Annotated in this window: 17 protein-coding genes; 9 read left to right on the forward strand and 8 right to left on the reverse strand. The window is 59.6% G+C overall.

Going from position 1 to position 19,973, the window contains the following annotated elements; all coding sequences use genetic code 11:
- The first annotated feature begins 35 nt into the window (after window positions 1-35).
- Complete coding sequence (locus K9B32_RS13825) at window positions 36-329, forward strand: hypothetical protein (protein WP_224563007.1); 294 nt, start codon at window positions 36-38, stop codon at window positions 327-329.
- A gap of 174 nt (window positions 330-503) precedes the next feature.
- The gene (locus tag K9B32_RS13830) at window positions 504-824 is read left to right on the forward strand and encodes an antibiotic biosynthesis monooxygenase family protein (protein ID WP_224563010.1); all 321 of its coding nucleotides are present in this window, start codon (window positions 504-506) and stop codon (window positions 822-824) included.
- A 14-nt stretch (window positions 825-838) separates the two neighbouring features.
- Here K9B32_RS13830 and K9B32_RS13835 read toward each other — a convergent pair whose 3' ends face one another.
- The 4 genes from K9B32_RS13835 to K9B32_RS13850 all read right to left on the reverse strand — a co-directional run bounded on the left by K9B32_RS13835 (window position 839) and on the right by K9B32_RS13850 (window position 5,947).
- Window positions 839-2,242, reverse strand: a complete 1,404-nt coding sequence (locus tag K9B32_RS13835; RefSeq protein ID WP_224563013.1) for an MATE family efflux transporter — start codon at window positions 2,240-2,242, stop codon at window positions 839-841.
- A gap of 141 nt (window positions 2,243-2,383) precedes the next feature.
- Window positions 2,384-3,631 (reverse strand): TCR/Tet family MFS transporter, encoded by a 1,248-nt coding sequence (locus K9B32_RS13840; protein WP_224563016.1) that lies wholly within the window; start codon window positions 3,629-3,631, stop codon window positions 2,384-2,386.
- A gap of 234 nt (window positions 3,632-3,865) precedes the next feature.
- Window positions 3,866-4,783, reverse strand: coding sequence for a neutral zinc metallopeptidase (locus K9B32_RS13845; protein WP_224563019.1), 918 nt, complete (start codon window positions 4,781-4,783; stop codon window positions 3,866-3,868).
- Window positions 4,784-4,909: 126 nt separating this feature from the next.
- A complete protein-coding gene (locus tag K9B32_RS13850; RefSeq protein WP_224563020.1) occupies window positions 4,910-5,947 on the reverse strand; it encodes a phosphatase PAP2 family protein in 1,038 nt (345 codons plus the stop codon).
- A 310-nt stretch (window positions 5,948-6,257) separates the two neighbouring features.
- Between K9B32_RS13850 and K9B32_RS13855 the strand changes: the two genes are divergently transcribed.
- From K9B32_RS13855 to K9B32_RS13875, 5 genes are all read left to right on the forward strand, one after another.
- The gene (locus K9B32_RS13855) at window positions 6,258-7,286 is read left to right on the forward strand and encodes a zinc-dependent alcohol dehydrogenase family protein (protein ID WP_224563022.1); all 1,029 of its coding nucleotides are present in this window, start codon (window positions 6,258-6,260) and stop codon (window positions 7,284-7,286) included.
- A gap of 171 nt (window positions 7,287-7,457) precedes the next feature.
- Window positions 7,458-10,943, forward strand: coding sequence for a carbamoyl-phosphate synthase large subunit (carB, locus tag K9B32_RS13860; RefSeq protein WP_224563023.1), 3,486 nt, complete (start codon window positions 7,458-7,460; stop codon window positions 10,941-10,943).
- Between the two features lie 71 nt (window positions 10,944-11,014).
- On the forward strand, window positions 11,015-12,229 hold the full coding sequence (locus K9B32_RS13865) for a T6SS phospholipase effector Tle1-like catalytic domain-containing protein (protein ID WP_224563024.1): 1,215 nt from the start codon (window positions 11,015-11,017) through the stop codon (window positions 12,227-12,229).
- A 234-nt stretch (window positions 12,230-12,463) separates the two neighbouring features.
- On the forward strand, window positions 12,464-12,940 hold the full coding sequence (gene greA / locus K9B32_RS13870) for a transcription elongation factor GreA (RefSeq protein ID WP_018857193.1): 477 nt from the start codon (window positions 12,464-12,466) through the stop codon (window positions 12,938-12,940).
- 31 nt (window positions 12,941-12,971) lie between these two features.
- Complete coding sequence (locus K9B32_RS13875; protein ID WP_224563264.1) at window positions 12,972-14,021, forward strand: glycosyltransferase family 4 protein; 1,050 nt, start codon at window positions 12,972-12,974, stop codon at window positions 14,019-14,021.
- Here the strand turns inward: K9B32_RS13875 and K9B32_RS13880 are convergent.
- The 4 genes from K9B32_RS13880 to K9B32_RS13895 form a co-directional block, all read right to left on the reverse strand.
- Window positions 14,006-15,052, reverse strand: coding sequence for a glycosyltransferase (locus tag K9B32_RS13880; RefSeq protein ID WP_224563025.1), 1,047 nt, complete (start codon window positions 15,050-15,052; stop codon window positions 14,006-14,008). The two genes, K9B32_RS13875 and K9B32_RS13880, sit on opposite strands and share 16 nt — an antisense overlap.
- Complete coding sequence (locus K9B32_RS13885; protein ID WP_224563026.1) at window positions 15,049-16,080, reverse strand: glycosyltransferase; 1,032 nt, start codon at window positions 16,078-16,080, stop codon at window positions 15,049-15,051. Before K9B32_RS13885 ends, K9B32_RS13880 begins: the two co-directional genes overlap by 4 nt.
- 12 nt (window positions 16,081-16,092) lie before the next feature.
- Window positions 16,093-16,902 (reverse strand): glycosyltransferase family 2 protein, encoded by an 810-nt coding sequence (locus K9B32_RS13890; protein ID WP_224563027.1) that lies wholly within the window; start codon window positions 16,900-16,902, stop codon window positions 16,093-16,095.
- Between the two features lie 102 nt (window positions 16,903-17,004).
- A complete protein-coding gene (locus K9B32_RS13895) occupies window positions 17,005-17,472 on the reverse strand; it encodes an Lrp/AsnC family transcriptional regulator (RefSeq protein ID WP_007790058.1) in 468 nt (155 codons plus the stop codon).
- Window positions 17,473-17,698: 226 nt separating this feature from the next.
- On the opposite strand from K9B32_RS13895, the gene trxB reads away from it, so the two are divergent.
- Together trxB and K9B32_RS13905 are read left to right on the forward strand one after the other, a co-directional pair.
- Window positions 17,699-18,673, forward strand: a complete 975-nt coding sequence (trxB, locus tag K9B32_RS13900; protein ID WP_224563028.1) for a thioredoxin-disulfide reductase — start codon at window positions 17,699-17,701, stop codon at window positions 18,671-18,673.
- A 23-nt stretch (window positions 18,674-18,696) separates the two neighbouring features.
- The gene (locus K9B32_RS13905) at window positions 18,697-19,593 is read left to right on the forward strand and encodes a LysR family transcriptional regulator VtlR (RefSeq protein WP_007534166.1); all 897 of its coding nucleotides are present in this window, start codon (window positions 18,697-18,699) and stop codon (window positions 19,591-19,593) included.
- Window positions 19,594-19,973: the final 380 nt, after the last annotated feature.

Below are 19,973 nucleotides of genomic sequence, written 5' to 3' on the forward strand. Positions count from 1 at the left end.
TGCTGATTTACTGACCTTCGGTCAGGGAGGCAGCCATGAGATGCTTAATCTTGGCAGTTGCGTGCTTGCTCCCGACGGTATCTCTTGCCGCCGGGCCCGTGAAGGTCGATGCAAAGGATTACAGCTGCGCTCAGCTTGCGCAGATTATCCGCCAATCTAAGAAGGTTTATGTGCGCCTCGGCTTCGGGGGCCGCAACTTCCGCTATCCGCCCGCCCAATGCGGGCCTGGAGACAAGCTGAGTACTGCCAGTTTGCGGGACGGCACCGGGCGGCAGTGTCTCCTGGACTACGCCTGCGTCAATGATCCGATGTCGATGTATAACTACTAGCAGCGGCAGCCGCGCCTGAGGGTGAAAGGAGGCGCTCGCCGAGCGCAGCGACCGTCCATCTCGCGCAGTTTGAATGCCCGCTATCGAGCGGGTCTTTTCGTTTCGGCCTATTGACCTCAACTTAACTTGAGGAATTACACCCGCCTTGGTGACATCCAGGCAAAGGAGACAAGGATGAGCGGAGCGTTTTACCGGATCGACAAGTTTGCTGTTCCGGAGGCAGCGCGCGAGGAGTTCCTGATGAACGTGCTGAAAACGCACGAAGTCTTGCAGGCGCAAGAAGGCTTCATCAGCCATCAGGTGCTGGAGCAGGTTTCAGGACCAGGCGAGTTCAACTTCGTGACGATCGCGCAATGGGAAAGTGCGGAGGTGATCGACCGGGTAAGGGCCGTGGTGCAGGCCGCCCACCGTGCGCGAAACTTCGATCCGCAAGCGCTATTCGAACGGCTCGGCATTCGTGCCGACATCGCCAACTACAAGCCGATCGCGGCTTGATCCGAATTGGCCGGCTAGGCGCCGGCCATATCCTTCTCGCTGCGCAGAAGCAGGTAGAAGCGCGCGCAAAGCATCACGGCTGCCGCCGCAAGCCCGACCAAAAAGCCGAACCAGATGCCGATACCGCCGAAGCCAAGCGGGAACGCAAAGGCCCAGGCAAGGAAGAAGCCGATCGGCCAATAGGCAATCAGTGCTAGGATCATCGGCACGCGTGCATCCTTCAGCCCACGCAGCAGGCCATTGGCGATTGCCTGCAGGCCATCGACCAACTGAAAGAGCCCTGCTACGACGATCAGCGGCCCGGCATAGGCAAGCACCTGCGGCGCCTCCGGCAGCTTCGTATCGAGGAACCAGCTTCCCAGGAACTCAGGAGCGACAGCAAACAGGATGCCTCCGGCACTCGCGATCAGGCAGGCGATGACGACCACTGCGATCGAGGCTCGAACGACCGCAGTGTAGTCGCCCTGCCCGTGCGCCACACCAACCCGAACGGTTGCCGCCTGCGACAAGCCGAGCGGGATCATGAAGGCGATCGAAGCCCATTGCAGCGCGATACCATGGGCCGCAAGCTCGATCGTTCCAATATGCCCCATCAGCAACGAGGCAACCGTAAAGAGGCTTACCTCGGCGAGGAGCGTGACGCTGATCGGCAGACCGAGACGCGCGACCTCCCAGAATGCCTTCCAGTCGGGACGCCAGAACCGCACGAAAATCTCGTAGCGTCGCGTGTCCTCCCTGCTTTGCACATAGGCAACGATAAACAGGAAGCCGGCAGTCTGCACGGCGACCGAAACGATCGCTGCTCCTTCGAGGCCCATTGCCGGAAAGCCGAAATGTCCAAGCACCAGCGCATAGGCGAAGAAGGCATTCAGCACCAGCATCGCGATCGTCACGTTGAGAACGACCGCCGCTCTGCCGATCGCACTGACGAGCGAGCGCATGACGTTGTAAAGCAGGCCCGGCAACACACCGAACTGACCGATCAGGATGTAGCCATGCGCCAGTGCCGCCACTTCGGGCTTCTGCCCGGCGGCGAGCAGTATCCGCTCGGAGTTGAAGAACGCCGGCAGCATGATCACCCAATAGGCGAGCACGACCCAAAGACCCATGCGCAGCGACCGGCGCACGCTGACGACGTCGCCCCTGCCGTAGGCCTGCGCAACCATCGGTATGACCGCGATGGCGAAACCCGAGCCGAAGACGAGGATCGTGAACAGGAACTGCGCCGAAAGCACCATTGCGGCAAGACTTTCAGCGCCGAGGCGCCCCACGATCATCACGTCGGTCGTATGGATGCCGAGCTGAGCCAACTGCGCGCCGATCAGCGGGATTCCGAGCGCCAGCGTGGCGCGGAAATGCGCAGCCCAATGGTTATCGGTTTTCGGCGCAAGCTTGCGCGCGTCGATCGGCGTGTCCATGACACTTTTCCTGTGATTGAATCGGTGACGGCCGCAATTGCGGCAAAACATCAAGACGGATTAGATCAAAGCCCCGCAAAGAACTACTCAAAACTATGCAAATGATGAAAAATTCATCATCGCATCACGAATTCTGATGGCTCATTCGGCTGGCTGCCCGACGACGTCTGCGGCCTTGACCGTACGCACCCTCGCCAAAAACACGATGGCCGCGATCAGGATGATGATCGCCGACAGCAGATACGGCGCTCCGGCAAACGGCACCGGTGCTTCTGGCCTCGTGAAGTAGCCGAACAGCTGCGTAAAGATCAGTGGTCCGATAATCGTGGTGATGCTGCTGAGGCTTGTAAGCGCCCCTTGCAGCTCACCTTGCGCCGACGGCGGCACTTTGCCGGCTGCTATGCTTCGCAGCGGCGGATCAGCGACGTTCTCCATCACAGTCAGCACGATCACCGTGTAAACCATCCAGCCCTCCCAGGCGAAGGCGTAGCCCGTCAGTCCAACGACGGAAAAAGATAGGCCAAGGACGGCTGTCTTCCACTCGCCGAGCACGGGCACGATTTTCGGCAGGATGACGCCCATGACGAAGGCGGCGCCAATGCCGTAAATGCCGAGCGAGAGCCCAATCTGGCCTTCACTCCAGCCATAGCGGTAGGTCGACACGAAGGACCAGACAGCCGGGTAGACGGCATGCGCCAGCCAGAAAAGGAACATGACCGCACAGATCGGCCCGATACCGGAATAGCTGCGCATCTGCTTCAGCGCGCCGAGCGGATTGGCACGCTTCCATTCAAACGCCCGACGATGCCTTGCCTCCAAGGTCTCGGGAAGCATGAAGTAGGCGGCAACGAAATTTGCGAACGAAAGAGCCGCAGCCCCGAAAAACGGCACCCGGGGGCCGAACTCTCCGAGGAAACCGCCGATGACAGGCCCGATCGTGAAACCAACGCCGAACGCAATGCCGATCAAGCCGAAATTCTTAGCGCGATTGTCATCATTGCTAATATCGGCGATGTAGGCGGAACAGGTCGCAAAGCTGCCGCCGCTGAAGCCAGCCAGCGCGCGACCGATGAAGAGCATCGAGAAGCTCGTCGCCACCGCACAGATGAAGTTGTCGATCGCAAACGTCAAGACCGACAGAAGCAGGATGGGGCGCCGTCCGAAGCGGTCGCTGAGATTGCCGAGGAATGGCGCGAACAGGAACTGCATGACTGCGTAGACAACAAGCAGCCAGCCGCCATCGAGAGCTGCGTCGCTCACGGACCCGCCGGTCAATTGCTCGAGATAGGCCGGCAACACCGGCATGATGATCGCAATCCCGATCACGTCGAGAAACAGGATCATGAAGACGAGGAAGAGGCCGCGACGAACGAATTTCGGATCGAGCATCAGACATCTCTACAGTAGGTTGTTTTCTGAAAAGACGATCTCGTCGCCGGTCATGTTACATAGCTCACGTACATTAGCGAAACAATCCGTGAACATTTCAAATCTTTTGATAGGCTCACGACTTATGTTGATCGAGAACCGGAACAAAGGCAGACCTGTGCGGCCTTTGCGCTGCTCGCGCCTGACGAAATCGACGAATGCCCCCGAGCGGCGGCCAGCTCAGAAGAGGCTGTTTCAGATCGGCCCTGAGAACGTATCGCAGGCGGACAACTGCCCGCTGTCGAAGCCGCGTTTGAACCATCGGGCCCGCTGCTGCGAGGTGCCGTGGTTGAAGCTTTCCGGCACCACATAGCCCTGGCTGCGCTTCTGCAAGGTGTCGTCGCCGATCTGCTGGGCTGCATTCAACGCCTCCTCCAGATCGCCGGCCTCGAGAATGCCCTTCTGCTCGGTGAATTTGCCCCAGATGCCGGCAAAGCAGTCGGCTTGCAGTTCGACGCGAACCGACATCTTGTTGGCGTCCGCCTCACTCATGCGCTGACGCGCCTGATTGAATTTCGGCAGGATGCCCAGCAAATTCTGAACATGATGGCCGACCTCATGGGCCACCACATAGGCTTCGGCAAAATCGCCGGAGGCGCCGAACTGGCGGCTTAGCTGGTTGAAGAAGGCCGTGTCGAGGTAGACCTTGTGGTCGCTCGGGCAGTAGAACGGCCCGGTCGCTGCCGAGGCAAAACCGCATTTAGACTGCGTCTGTCCGGAGAAGAGAACGAGGCGAGGCTCCTCATACTGAAGCCCCTGAGACTGGAAGATCCCATTCCAGGTGTCTTCAGTCTCGGCAAGCACTGTACGAACGAATGCAGTCATTTCATCATTGGCGGGCGTCTGGCTTCCCGATTCGCTCTGCTCGTAACCCGGTCCGCCTGTTGTCATGCCGCCATCCATGATCTGCAGCAGGTCGATGCCCATGGCTTTGAAGACAAAATAGATGACGACGAGGAAGATGATGGTGCCGATGCTCAGCCCGCCGCCACGTCGACCCATGCCGCCGCCGGATGGAAAACTGAAGCCTCCTCCTCTGCCCAATCCGCCCATGGAAGGATCGCTGCGACGATCCTCGATGTTGTCGGACTGGCGCCGGCCTTTCCATTCCATGACGGTTCCCCCGGGCTAAACCTTCGGTCGCTATGTATATATCTCGGCGGTTGGGAAATTCCAGCTACCCGGGAGAGCGCTTGTGGCCGCCGACGACGGAGGAATCGGCCTTCGCTATTCAAACGGTCAAGCGGTTGCGACCGCACCGTGAAGCGCGGTTGCGACCGATCCTGGCTTGCGCTCAAGCAGCCTTCTAAGAGCAAAATGGCAGATCCCAACGACCAGCAACGAAGCATAGCCGTCGACTGCGTAGTGCCAGCCGAGATAGACGGAGCTCGCCATTACGAATGCGGTGTAACAAAAGGCGATGATACCCAGCCTGCGTGAGACCTCCGCCGCGAAGAATGCGTTCAAGGCAATCAGCCCCACATGTACGCTGGGAAAGGCCGAAATGCCCGAGCCGAACCCGGACGTGCTGTGCGCGTGAAGCGACCAAAGATAGCTTTGAAACAGATTGGCGGCTGTAGGACCATCGGGCAAGGTCAGAAAAGTGGCCAGCTCCGCAAAGCGCCGCTCATCACCGGTCACCGCGCCATAAAAGACAGGCCCGGCCGATATGAAGATGCCGGCAAGAATATTTCCGCAGACCACCCAGACGAGCATGAGCATGCTGATATAGCGGACACGTATCGACGCTGCTCGCGGCGAGGTTGCCACGTAGAAGAGCGTTCCGAAGCAGACCACGAACCACAAGACGCTGTAGTTCCAATCCACGATCTTGATGATGGCGTCGTGGCCAGCGATCGAGAGCAGGACCTTCCAGGGATCGGGGCCGAACGACAGCAGGGCATCGAGATCCGCGAGCCGTTGATCGTAGAGAAAGCCGCCGCGAATGATCGGCGCCAGATTCTTGATCGATGTGAACGTGCCCTGAAAAATCATCAGCGCCATCAGCAACGCCATGCCCGAGAAGAGATGGGCCAAACGCTGAGGCGAAAATGCTCTTCGCACGGCCAGCGCTCGCCTATCGTCGAAGCGAAAGAAAATCCATGCATAGTCGAAGATGATCGCCATCAAAGGCATAAAGAACAGGAACAGATAGGTCCATTGGTCGAAATACAGCCCAAAGGACATCATCTCGGCGTGGCCATCGGCGATCAGCAACACGACGCCAATCACGAAATAGACTGCTACGGCGAGATAGAGCCAAACGTCCGCCGTCATCCGGACCTTGAGGTGCGATAGCAACTCCAAAGTCCACGTTCTCTGCCTCGCAAGCTTTTTATCACGCTGAGACATTGTCAATTCAAGACGCCCCTGCAAGCAAACCGCCCTGCTGGTTTGCAATGATAAATAGAAAGCGCGCTATTTATTAATTTTCACGAACCGGCACCGCCAAGAAGGTCGGCCCGATGATATTTTCGCAAATGCAGGGCAAATAAATGCTTACCAAGCGCGACACGCGCAGCCACTTGACGAGATATCGCCATTCGGGCCTGCTTGCACGAAGAAGTCTGAGGAGGAGAGACGAACGATGAAGGCGGTACGGCTCGAAGCGACAGGAAAGCTGGCCCTGCGCGAGGTAGAGCGTCCGGAACCCGGTGTTGGCGAATTGCTTGTTCGCATCGAGGCCTGCGGCATTTGCGGCACCGACCGCCACCTGTTCCTTGGAGAGTTTCCTTCCAAGCCACCCGTTACGCTCGGCCACGAATTTACAGGCATCATCGAAAAGGTAGGCGACGGTGTGAGCGGCTTTCGTTCAGGCATGCGCGTGACCGGTGATCCGAACATTGCCTGCGGCCGCTGCCCCGAATGTCGGCGCGGCCGCGTCAATCTCTGCCATAACCTGCAGGCGATTGGCATCCATCGCGACGGCGGTTTTGCCGAATATGTCTGCATTCCGCAGCAGCAGGCCTTCGAACTGCCCTCGGCACTGGATCCCCTCCACGGAGCCTTCTGCGAACCCCTCGCCTGCTGCATCCACGGCGTCGACCTTGCCGAAATCCGAACAGGCGCCTCGGTCGTCGTCCTCGGCGGCGGCGTGATCGGCTTGCTCATCGTGCAGTTGGCCCGGCTTTCAGGAGCGACCAAGGTTGTGCTCGTTACCCGCACTGAGGAGAAGCGGACGCTTGCCGAAAAGCTCGGAGCGACCGCGAGTGCGGATCCCTCGACCGGCGATATCGTGGCACGCTTGATCGCGGCAGACGGTTTGTTGCCGGGCGGCGCCGACGTCGTCATCGAATGCGCGGGCGTTGCCGAAACGATCGAGCAGGCACCCCGCCTTGCGCGGCGCGGCGGCACCGTCGTCATCCTCGGCGTCATGCCCCGGGGCATGACGATCGGGGTCGAGCCCTTCGACCTCCTCTTCCGCGAGATCAAGCTGGTGAACTCCTTCCTCAACCCGTTCACTCACCAGCGCGCGGCCGATTTCATCGCATCGGGGACCATCAAGGTCGAGCCGCTGATCTCCCGCCGGATCGGCTTCAATGACGCCGTAGAAGCAATCTCCAGTCCCGCCCGCCGGGGCGAGATCAGGACGCTTGTCGTACCGGACATTGACTAGGCCTTCACAAGCTCCGCCAATTCCTGTCGATTCCGCAATTTATGGGGTTCCGTTTACAAATACATTTGCCTATAAGCCGCTTCTAGCCTGAAAAGACCATCACATGCGCGACCCGGCCGGTGCCTCCCACCCTGGCCGGCTTTCTGCGCAGCTAGGAAACGGAAAAAGACGATGCCCAAGCGCCAAGATATCAAATCGATCCTCATCATCGGCGCGGGACCGATCGTCATTGGCCAGGCTTGCGAATTCGACTACTCCGGCACCCAGGCCTGCAAGGCGCTGAAGGAGGAAGGCTACCGCGTCATCCTCGTCAACTCCAATCCGGCAACGATCATGACCGACCCGGGCCTCGCCGATGCCACCTACGTCGAGCCGATCACTCCTGAAGTTGTCGCCAAGATCATCGCCAAGGAGCGCCCCGACGCGCTGCTGCCGACCATGGGCGGCCAAACGGCACTGAACACAGCGCTGTCGCTGAAGCGCATGGGCGTCCTTGACCGCTATAATGTCGAGATGATCGGCGCGAAGCCCGCTGCAATCGATATGGCCGAAGACCGCGCGCTCTTCCGCGAGGCCATGGCCCGCATCGGCCTGGAAACACCGCGCTCGATGCTGGCGAACGCCACCGATATCAAGGATACCGATCGCAAGACGCATGAGGCCGAGCGTAACAAGCTGAAGGGAAGCCTCTCCGGCACCGACCTCGACAAGGCACTGGACGAACTGGAGAATCACTGGAACCTCGGCGAAAGTGACCGTAAGCAGCGCTACATGAGTCACGCAATGGCGATCGCCGCCCAGGCGCTCGATCACGTCGGCCTGCCAGCCATCATCCGCCCCTCCTTTACGCTTGGCGGCACCGGCGGTGGCATTGCCTACAACCGCTCGGAATTCTTCGAGATCGTCTCCGGCGGCCTCGATGCTTCGCCGACCACTGAAGTGCTGATCGAAGAATCCGTGCTCGGCTGGAAAGAGTATGAAATGGAGGTCGTCCGCGACAAGGCGGACAACTGCATCATCATCTGCTCGATCGAGAACATCGATCCGATGGGCGTTCACACCGGCGACTCCATCACTGTCGCCCCCGCACTGACGCTGACGGACAAGGAATACCAGATCATGCGCAACGCCTCGATCGCGGTGCTGCGCGAGATCGGCGTCGAGACCGGCGGCTCGAACGTCCAGTTCGCCGTCAACCCGAAGGACGGTCGCCTCGTCGTCATCGAAATGAACCCGCGCGTCTCGCGCTCGTCGGCGCTGGCCTCGAAGGCCACCGGTTTCCCGATCGCCAAGGTCGCCGCCAAGCTCGCGATCGGCTACACGCTGGACGAACTGGAAAACGACATCACAGGCGGCGCGACGCCGGCCTCGTTCGAGCCGTCGATCGACTACGTCGTTACCAAGATCCCACGCTTTGCTTTCGAGAAATTCCCGGGCGCCTCGCCTGTGCTCACGACCGCGATGAAGTCCGTCGGCGAAGTCATGGCGATCGGCCGCACCTTCGCGGAATCGCTGCAGAAGGCGCTGCGCGGTCTCGAAACCGGCCTGACCGGCCTCGACGAGATCGAAATTCCGGATGTCGAGGAAGGTGAATCCAGCCAGAACGCCATTCGCGCCGCCATCGGTACGCCAACGCCGGATCGCCTGCGCATGGTTGCCCAGGCGCTGCGCATGGGCATGAGCCCGGAAGAAGTGCACGAAGGCTCGAAGATCGACCCCTGGTTCATCGCCCAGTTCAAGGCGATCGTCGACATGGAAGCGCGTATCCGCGAGCATGGCCTTCCGACCGACGCTGCAAACCTGCGCACCCTGAAGGCGATGGGCTTCTCCGACGCCCGCCTCGCAACGCTGACCGGAAAGCGCCCGAAGGAAGTCGCTGAGCTGCGCAATCGCCTGAACGTCCGTCCGGTCTTCAAGCGCATCGACACCTGCGCTGCCGAGTTCGCTTCGCCGACCGCGTACATGTACTCGACTTACGAGACCCCCTTCGTCGGCGCAGCACGCTCCGAAGCCCAGGTTTCCGACCGCAAGAAGGTCGTCATCCTCGGCGGCGGTCCGAACCGCATCGGCCAGGGCATCGAATTCGACTATTGCTGCTGCCATGCCGCCTTCGCGCTGAAGGATGCCGGCTACGAAGCGATTATGATCAACTGCAACCCGGAAACGGTCTCGACCGATTACGACACCTCCGATCGCCTCTATTTCGAGCCGCTGACGGCCGAAGACGTCATCGAAATCCTGCGCGCGGAGCAGGAAAAGGGCGAAGTCGTCGGCGTCATCGTCCAGTTCGGCGGCCAGACACCGTTGAAGCTTGCCGAAGCACTCGAAAAGAACGGCATCCCGATCCTCGGCACCGCGCCTGACATGATCGACCTTGCCGAAGACCGCGACCGCTTCCAGAAACTCCTGATGAAGCTCGACCTCAACCAGCCGAACAACGGCATTGCCTATTCGGTCGAGCAGGCCCGCCTCGTCGCCGCTGAGATCGGCTTCCCGCTGGTCGTGCGTCCATCCTATGTTCTCGGCGGCCGCGCCATGCAGATCATCCACGCCGAGAGCCAGCTGCAGACCTACCTACTCGACACCGTTCCGGAGCTGGTGCCTGAGGATATCAAGCAGCGCTACCCGAACGACAAGACCGGCCAGATCAACACGCTGCTTGGCAAGAACCCACTGCTCTTCGACAGCTACCTAACCAACGCCATCGAAGTCGACGTAGACTGCCTTTGCGATGGCGACGACGTCTACGTCGCCGGCATCATGGAGCATATCGAGGAGGCCGGCATTCACTCCGGCGACAGCGCCTGCTCGCTGCCGCCGCGTTCTCTCTCGAAGGAACTGATCGACGAGCTGGAGCGCCAGGCCAAGGCAATGGCAAAGGCTCTGAACGTCGGTGGCCTGATGAACGTGCAGTTCGCCATCAAGGACGGCACCGTCTACGTGCTTGAAGTCAACCCGCGCGCCTCGCGCACCGTGCCCTTCGTCGCCAAGACCATCGGCGCGCCGATCGCCAAGATCGCCGCGCGTGTCATGGCCGGCGAGAAGCTCGACGCGACCTTTGCCGCTTACGGCGAAAAGCCGGATCCACGCACGCTGAAGCACATCGCCGTCAAGGAAGCCGTCTTCCCGTTCGCTCGCTTCCCGGGTGTCGACACGCTGCTCGGCCCGGAAATGCGCTCGACCGGCGAAGTCATCGGTCTCGACACCGATTTCGCACTGGCCTTCGCCAAGTCGCAGCTCGGTGCCGGCGTCGAACTGCCGCGTGAAGGCACTGTCTTCGTTTCCGTCCGCGACGAGGACAAGCCGCGCGTCCTGCCGGCCATCCGCGTTCTGGTCGGCGAAGGCTTCAAGGTTCTCGCAACCGGCGGCACGCAGCGTTTTCTGGCTGAAAACGGCATCGATTCGACGAAAATCAACAAGGTCCTGGAAGGGCGCCCACACATCGAAGACGCCATCCGCAACCGCCAGGTCCAGCTCGTGATCAACACGACCGACGGCAACAAGGCAATCTCCGACTCGAAGTCGCTGCGCCGGGCTACCCTCATGCAGAAGGTGCCCTACTACACGACGATGGCCGGAGCCGAGGCCGCCGCGCAGGCGATCAAGGCACTGCGGGCCGGCAACCTGGAAGTTCGTCCGCTGCAGAGCTACTTCTAAGCTAAAACGACCGAAAGTTGCGGTAAGACCGCCCGGATGCTACCTTTGCGGCGGCGCATCCGGAGCGGTTGATGGCAAAGAACATTGTCATTCTGTTTGACGGCACGTCGAACGAGATTTCGGCCGACCGGACCAATGTCCTCAGGCTATTCGGCACCTTGAAACGCTCGGACGAGCAGATCGTCTATTACGATCCGGGCATCGGCACGTTCGGCGCGACCAATGCCTGGTCGAGACTGCTTCGCAAATCCTACGAGGTTTTCGGGCTTGCGACCGGCTGGGGTCTCGATCAGAACGTCAAGGAGGCCTACCGCTTCCTTGTGGAGAACTACGATCGCGGCCCGCCTGACGCGGACGGACGACATCCGGATCGCGACCGCATCTACATCTTCGGCTTCAGCCGCGGTGCCTATTCGGCGCGCGTCCTGGCGGGCTTCATCCATGCCTTCGGCCTGACGAGCCGGTATCATCTCAATTTGCTCGACTATGCCTACAGGACTTATAAAGGGATTCCCGCGCAGGAGGAGCAGCTTGGCGGCGCGGCAGAAGATGGCGGCGAGGATGCCCCGTCGGCCTTCGCTGCCATGCGTCTCTATGAGCGCACCCTCAGAAACGACCGCCCGCCGATCAAGCTGCTGGGCCTCTTCGACACAGTGGCCTCGGTGATCGAGGCCGGCAAATGGCATCCGCAATTCAAGACCCACCCTTTCACCCGCAAAAATCCGAGCGTCGAGTGGGTGCGCCACGCCGTCGCGATCGATGAACGGCGAACGATGTTCCAGCCGGAACTCTGGATGCCGGATCAAGAGTATTGGGGGCGCCCATTCCGCCCAAAGGTGCCGGCAAGGCAGAACTTCGAGGAAGTGTGGTTTGCCGGCGTGCATGGCGATATCGGCGGCGGCTATCCAGAAGCACAGAGCGGGGCGGTCAAAATCCCCCTCGCCTGGATGATCAAGGAAACGAAGCCCGCCGGGCTCCTCTATCGCAGCCGCACCGTCAACGACATCGTGCTTGGAAAAAGCGGGAAGAAATATGTGCCGCTGGACGCCACCGTTCCCCTCCATGATTCCATGAGCGCCGGGTGGAAAGTCCTTGAATGTATCCCGCGGCGGGTACCGGAAAACTCCTGGCGCAAACACGGCAGCCGGAGTGCGATCTATTTCCCTTTGAGCGACCGGCGTTTCATTCCGGACGATGCGCTGATCCATATCTCGGTCAAAGAGCGCAAGGATGCAAGCTCCTACGATCCACCGAACCTGCCCGCCAACCCTCATTTCGTTCCCTAGCGGCTAGAATCCCCTTCTGCGATCCGCCATGCTTGATCCGCCTCTTGCCTGCGCTATCAGGATGTGCGGGCGGACCGGCTGCTGCCAGTGAATACGAATTTTATGGAAATCGCCGGTAGCGATCTGCTATAAGCCGAGTAACTAGGATTGTTGCACGGTTCCGAAGTTCCCCTTCGGGACCTGTTTTCTTTTGTGTCTGCAGCTAAGCAGACGCAGGGAGTGAAGGACAGAAAAATGGTTGATAAGGTACCGATGACACAGGGTGGTTTCGTCAAGCTGCAGGAAGAGCTGCGCTGGCGTCAGCAGGAAGAGCGCCCGCGAATCATCGAAGCGATCGCAGAGGCGCGCGCGCACGGCGACCTTTCCGAGAACGCTGAATACCATGCAGCAAAGGAAGCGCAGAGCCACAACGAAGGCCGCATCAGCGAGCTTGAAGACCTGACCGCACGGGCCGAAGTCATCGATCTGTCCAAGATGTCTGGCGACAAGATTAAGTTTGGCGCCAAGGTGAAGCTCGTCGACGAGGACACGGAAGAAGAAAAGACTTACCAGATCGTCGGCGACCAGGAAGCCGATGTTAAGGCCGGCCGCATTTCGATTTCCTCTCCGATCGCGCGTGCGCTGATCGGCAAGGAAGTCGGCGACTCCATCGAGGTCAATGCACCCGGCGGCTCCAAGGCTTACGAAGTTCTTTCCATTTCTTGGGGCTGATTAACCCGTGGAAGGTCGCGGCCAACCGGCTATCGTCAATGTCAGTGACGTCGAGATTATTGCGCCGAACTTCAAGAAGCGGCTCTCCGGCGTCACCTCGACCATCATTCAGCTGATCCCGGTCCAGCGCGCACTCGGCGAGAAGATTGCGGCTCTCGGACCGGGTCTTCCGGCATCCTTGCCGCACATTCGCTTTCGTGACCTGCCGAAGCTTTGGCGTACGCCCCGCGGCCTGCCTTTCCGCATATGGCACGCTCGCCGCAACATCGAGATGCTTCCGGCCATTGTGATGCGCGATGTCTTGCGCATGCCGTTAAAGATCGTCTTCACCTCGGCTTCTCAGCGCCGCCACACGGGCTGGACGAAATGGCTGATTTCGAAAATGGACGCCGTGATCGCAACAAGCGGCAAAACGGCCGACTATCTCGAAGTGCCGAACACCGTTGTTGTGCACGGAATAGACACGGCCCGCTTCTCTCCGGCAGATGACAAGGCAATAGCCAAACAGATGCTTGGTCTCAACGCGACGATGAAGATTGCCGGCTGTTTCGGCCGGGTTCGCCACCAAAAGGGCACGGACCTTTTCGTCGACAGCATGATCCGCCTGCTGCCAGCTCGACCGGACTGGATCGCCATTATTGCCGGGCGCGCAACCGCCCAGCACGTCGAGTACGAGAAGGAACTGAAGGCGCGTGTCGCTGCCGCCAGCTTGATCGATCGCATTCTCTTTGTCGGTGAGCACACCAATATCAACGACTGGTATCGTACGCTCGATCTTTTTATCGCTCCGCAGCGTTGGGAAGGTTTTGGCCTGACGCCGCTCGAAGCAATGGCAAGCGCTGTCCCCGTGGTCGCCACTGACGTCGGTGCGTTTCCGGAATTGCTAGTGACCGGCGACAAGGAAACCGGCGCCATTGTCCCGCGCGACGATCTCGATGCAATGGTTCAATCCTGCGGTCTCTTCATGGACGACGAAAGCCGCCGACAGCTCGCATCGGTTCGCGCGCGCACCCACGTGATGAATGCCTTCACTATTGAAGGGGAAGCGCGCAAGCTCAGCGCCGTCTACCGGTCGGTGTAGGCGGCAGCATCAGGTTTGCGCTTGAAGAGCTCAAGATAGGCATTGGCAACCGCGTCTTCGGAGAACTGCTTCATCAGCGTCTCGCGACCGCCCGCGGTAACCTTTTTAGCAAGCGTCGGGTCGTTGATCAGCCGCTCGATGGCTTGCGCAAAACCATCGGTATCGCCGATTTCAACCAGCAGCCCGTTGTCGCCATCCCGCATGAACCACGAGGGGCCTTCGGAGCGACTGGAAACGACCGGCTTGCTCTGCGCCCATGCCTCCAGGATGACATTGCCAAGCGGCTCGTGGTTTGACGGCATGACAAAAATATCGGCAGCCGCCACGAAAGGCCGCGTATCCTTCTGCCAACCGAGAAACCGCACCCTGTCCGTCACACCAAGATCCGCCGCGACCTTCTTGACGTTCTCCATCTCCTCGCCTTCGCCGGCGAGCCACAAATAGACACCGGGAATCGTCGCAACCGCCGAAGTCAGCAGCGCAAACTCCTTGCGCGGTACGAAACGGCCCATCGACATCACAACAGGCGCATCCGCTGGTGTGTTGAACGCTTTGCGGTCGACCGGGGTAACCTGTCCGGTGCTCGTGAAGTTCGAGATCACCTCTACGCCCCGCGTCCAACCCAGCTCGCGCACATGTTCGGCGATGCCGGGCGTATTGCAGACGAGAATGTCGGAATTTTTGAAGTACCTCAGATTGGTTGGATAGTCCCCGAGCCTGGAGATCTTAATGCATCCTTTGTAGTCAGGCATCAGCTCGCTCGCACGAGGTGCCCAGGCCATGATCGCATCCGGTCGAATCCGTCGCGCATCGCGAGCAACTCTCAGCGGCAAAAGAATCCGATCCAGCGAAATGTTACGAAAATTGCTTTCGGAAACCCTGACCGAGGCCGGCAAATCCTTGCGCCAGATCCGACTGGGCCGGATAACAGCGCTCTGCTCGACATTGCGCCGGGCCAAAGCATTGACAAGATGCACGAAGAAGCGTTCGGCTCCCCCATCTTTGCCAAAATGAAAATGCATCACCCTCACGGTTCGCTTTTCCCGGTTTCAAACAAGCGGATGTAGGCTTGCGTGATCGCATCCTCGGAGAACCGGCTCATGAGCGTGTCTTGGCCGCCTTCGATCAACGAGGAGCGCAAGGCCGGCTCGTCGCGAACACGCGCGATCGCATCGGCAAGCCCCTCGACGTCGCCGCATTCGACCATCAACGCATCCTTGCCATCGGTCATCACCCAGCTCGGCCCCTCGGCGCGAGAGCCGATGGTAGGTTTCCCTGCCCCCCAGCCCTCGAGGCACACATTGCCAAGCGGTTCGTGAAGCGAGGTGACCGTAAAGACATCCGCGGAGGCAAGATAGGCATAGGCGTTGGTCTGCCACCCAGCAAACCGCACGCGGTCTCCAAGGCCGAGATCGTCGGTGAGTTTTTCAAGGTTCTCCCGCTCCGGTCCGTCGCCCAGCAACCACAGGAACGCGCCCTGCGTTCTTGCAATCGCCTTTATAAGAACGTCGAAGCCCTTCCGCTTTACAAAGCGCCCCATGCCGATCACAACGAAAGCGTCCGCGGGCGTCTGCAGCGCTTCCCTGGCGATCGGCGCACTGGGAGCGGAACGCGTAAAGTTGGCAATCACCTCGACGCCACGCGTCCAACCAAGTTCGCGCACTCGCCTGGCAATATCAGGCGTGATGCAGATGAGCGTTTCGGAATTGCGATAGTAGCCGAGGTGTTCCGGATAGTCACCGAGCCGCGAAATGCGCCGAGCGTTCTTGTACCGCGGCATGAAGCGGCTCGCGCGCAATTGCCACGACATGATCACATCAGGCTGAAATTCATTAAGGATGGCGCGCATGCGCGCCGACAAGACAAAACGCGAGAGCGAAATGCGCCGGAATGTACCCTCGTAAACCTCGCCGCATTTTTCTATGTCCTTGCGCCAGCTGCGATCGGGCCGAATGAGCGCGCGCTGCTCGATCCCGCGCTCGTGGAGCGCATTGACGAGGTTGACAAAGAAGCGCTCCGCTCCGCCCTCCTTGCCGAAATGAATATGCATCACTTTCATCGCGGTTGGACCTTAATGTCTTCCTGCGTCATCAAAGCTCGGGTGCCGCTGCGCGACCTGACGTTGATACAGCTTCGCTTGGGTGAGAAAGGCGTACACAGCGCCGGTCATAGCCTCGATAAAGCCCGACGGCCCACAGCGCCATAAACCGTTGTGGAAATACAGCCGTAGGAAATAAATTGGCGGACTGAAAAGAAGCCTGACGAACGTCGTCCCCTCGCCCAGGTCGAAGTGCTGGTCAGCCTTCAGGGTCGAGTATTTGTTTTCTTTCAGGATTTGTTCATCAATGACCAGTGGCCTGTAGTGAAGGAGGCTACCTGTCTTCGCATCCTCCACGCGCCCGGTCGGCACGATGCCTTCATGAACGGCTTGCGCGAGATCATAGGCACCTCTGCCCTTGCGGATGAGCCGTAGATTCTTTCTCTCGTGAACATATTCAGGCGTGTATCCGTAACCGATGAGGTAGGGACGACGCGCCACGCGCCATCCGACAATATCCTCAGAAGCGGCAATCAGCTCCGGCAGAAGCTTTCGCAGGGACGCATCGAGCCGCTCATCGGCATCGACATTCAAGCGCCATGGCTGAGTGCACCGATCGAGCGCGAATTGTTTCTGCCCGGCATAACCACGCCACTTCTCGTGAAACAGCCGGATCGGCCATCCCCGGTCGATGTAAGACTGCAACAGAGCGACCGTGCCATCCGTCGAACCGGAGTCGACCACAACAATCTCCGCGCACCTATCCAAGCTCTCGATGCAATTGCCGAGATACGTTTCTTCGTTCAGGCAAATGATGAACGCGGAAATGGGCAATTTGGTCATGGAATGATCTTCGTATCTTCATCCGCGGCGATCGGCTAGCAAAGCGCCTTCCTTAAGGCATAAGCCGTTCCATTCATAGAGCATCGCTTGCTCGTTGGCCGCTCAGACTTCGACCAGGCCCACGCGTTTGACCTGCCGGATTGTCAGCATCGTGCGCACCGTATCCACGTGCTCGTTGGCCGTCAGCACCTCGATGACGAAGTCCTGGAACCCCGTCAGGTTCTCTGCAACACAATGGAGGAGGAAGTCGCTGTCTCCGGAAACCATCCAGGCCTGACGAACCAGCGGCCACTGCGCCGTCGCGGCGGCGAACGCCTTGAGATTGGCTTCCGACTGATGCTTGAGGCCGACCATGCAGAAGGCGACGAGATCGAAGCCGAGCTTCGGGCTATTCAGCATCGCATGGTAGCCTTCGATGACGCCAGTCTCTTCGAGCTTTCGCACGCGGCGCAGGCAAGGTGGCGCCGAAATGCCGACGCGGTCGGCAAGCTCGACATTGGTCATGCGGCCGTCCGCCTGCAGCTCACGCAATATCTTTATATCGATGGCATCGAGTTCGGCGCGAAGCACGATCCTGTCCTTCCTTTAATTCGTGGCTGCCAGCTTCTATATAAAGCGGCGCAATACGCAAGAAAGTTTCACCTAAGCGATGGATTGTTACACAGTGTGTCGACAAAGCCTTGTTGGTAACGCAAGGCTGCCCTTGAATAAAAGCACTGGACGTTCATAAATGGCGAATGGAAACGGCCCTATTCGCTTTCTAGCCGCCGCTCCCGACAGTCGAAAGGAAATACCCATGTCCGCCCGCCATACCAAGGTGCTCATTATCGGCTCCGGCCCTGCCGGCTACACGGCTGCCGTCTATGCAGCCCGTGCAATGCTGAAGCCCGTGCTGATCGCCGGGATGGAGCAAGGCGGACAGCTGATGATCACGACTGACGTGGAGAATTATCCAGGCTTTGCCGATCCCATCCAGGGGCCCTGGCTGATGGACCAGATGCTGCAGCAGGCAAAGCATGTCGGCGCAGAAATCGTCAACGACATCGTCACCGAAGTCGAAATGAACCAGCGCCCGTTCGTGGCGCGCACGGATAGCGGCCAGGTCTGGACGGCCGATACGCTGATCATCGCAACCGGCGCCAAGGCCAAGTGGCTGGGCATCGAAAGCGAGCAGCATTTCCAGGGCTTCGGCGTCTCGGCCTGTGCGACCTGCGACGGCTTCTTCTACCGAAACAAGGATGTGATCGTCGTTGGCGGTGGCAACAGCGCCGTCGAGGAAGCCCTCTATCTGTCCAACATCGCGAAGTCGGTGACGGTCGTGCATCGTCGCGACAGCTTCCGTTCGGAAAAAATCCTTCAGGAACGTCTGTTCTCGAAGGAGAATGTCAAAGTGCTCTGGAACACCGAGGTTGCCGAGATCACCGGCACGCCGGCCAAGCCGCCGATGCCGCCGTCCGTTACAGGCGCTAGGCTGCGTGACACGCGGACCGGTGCGACGACCGAGGTCGCTGTTGACGGCGTCTTTGTTGCGATCGGCCACGCGCCGGCGACCGAGCTTTTCAAGGGTAAGCTGAAGCTGAAGGACAACGGCTATCTCTGGACCGCGCCGGATTCGACGGCAACCAGCCTGGAGGGCGTTTATGCCGCAGGTGACGTGACCGACGATACGTTCCGCCAGGCGATTACCGCCGCCGGTCTGGGATGCATGGCAGCTCTCGAAGCCGAACGATATCTGACGGGCCATATGCCCGTCGCCGTTGCCGCGGAGTAGGATCGGCTATGAGGGGTGGGGGAATGCCATTGGATTGGGACAAGCTGCGTATCTTTCACGCGGCTGCCGAAGCGGGTTCGTTCACGCATGCGGCGGATAAACTGCATCTGTCCCAGTCTGCGATCAGCCGTCAGGTCAGCGCGCTCGAGCAGGATGTCGGCACCAAGCTTTTCCACCGCCATGCGCGCGGCCTGATCCTGACGGAACAGGGTGAACTGCTTTATCGGACCGCTCACGACGTGCTGCTGAAGCTGGAAACGGTGAAGATGCAGCTGACCGAAACGACGGAAACGCCGACCGGAAAGCTGCGCGTCACCACCACGGTCGGTCTCGGCCAAGGGTGGCTGACGGACAAGATCCAGGAGTTCATGCAGCTCTATCCGGACGTCCAGATCCAACTGATCCTCGACAACGAGGAAGTGGACGTCAACATGCGCTACGCGGATTGCGCCATCCGCCTGCGGCAACCGGTTCAATCCGATCTGATCCAGCGCAAGCTGTTCACCGTTCACATGCACGTCTATGCGGCCCCCTCCTATATCAACCGCCATGGCGAGCCACAGACGGTCGAAGACCTCGACAACCATCGCATCATCACATTCGGCGAACCCGCACCGAGCTACCTGCTTGACGTCAACTGGCTTGAGGTCGCCGGACGCTCGTCCGACAACAAGCGCATCCCGCATCTGCAGATCAACAGCCAAACCTCGATCAAGCGCGCCTGCCTGCTCGGAATGGGCATCGCCTGCATGCCCGACTACATCGTCGGACGCGACCCTGGCCTCATCCAGCTGCCGATCAACGCAGACGTGCCGTCGTTCGACACCTACTTCTGCTATCCCGACGAGATGAAGAATGCGGCGAAGCTGAAGGCATTCCGCGACTTCATTGTCAGCAAGGCGCGCAACTGGAACTTCTAGTTGCTCGGCCCGGAAATACAAGCCGTGCAATGCATGCATGTCTGGCATGCATAAATTGGGGTTGCCGTCTGCTTATTAAAACACCATATCGCTTACAGCTGATGCACACGGTGGCTTTTCCTCCCAGTTCCACCGCATTAGCTGTTCCCCTCTGGAGGTTTTGACCTTCACACCTACAAGGGCCCCGATCTTTCGGTGGCCCTCTTTTTTTGCCCGATTTTTTCGCACCGCAGCAGAAAATTGTGCAGCGCATAGCAGGCATGCGCAAACATGCATTGAAATCTGCCTCTCAAAGCATCATATCCCACTCAGCTGATGCATTTGGTGGCTTCTCTCCCAGTGCCACCGCGTTAGCTGTTCCCCTCTGGAGGTTTATTGAC

Source organism: Rhizobium sp. 3T7, from assembly GCF_020166565.1.
GTDB lineage: Bacteria > Pseudomonadota > Alphaproteobacteria > Rhizobiales > Rhizobiaceae > Rhizobium.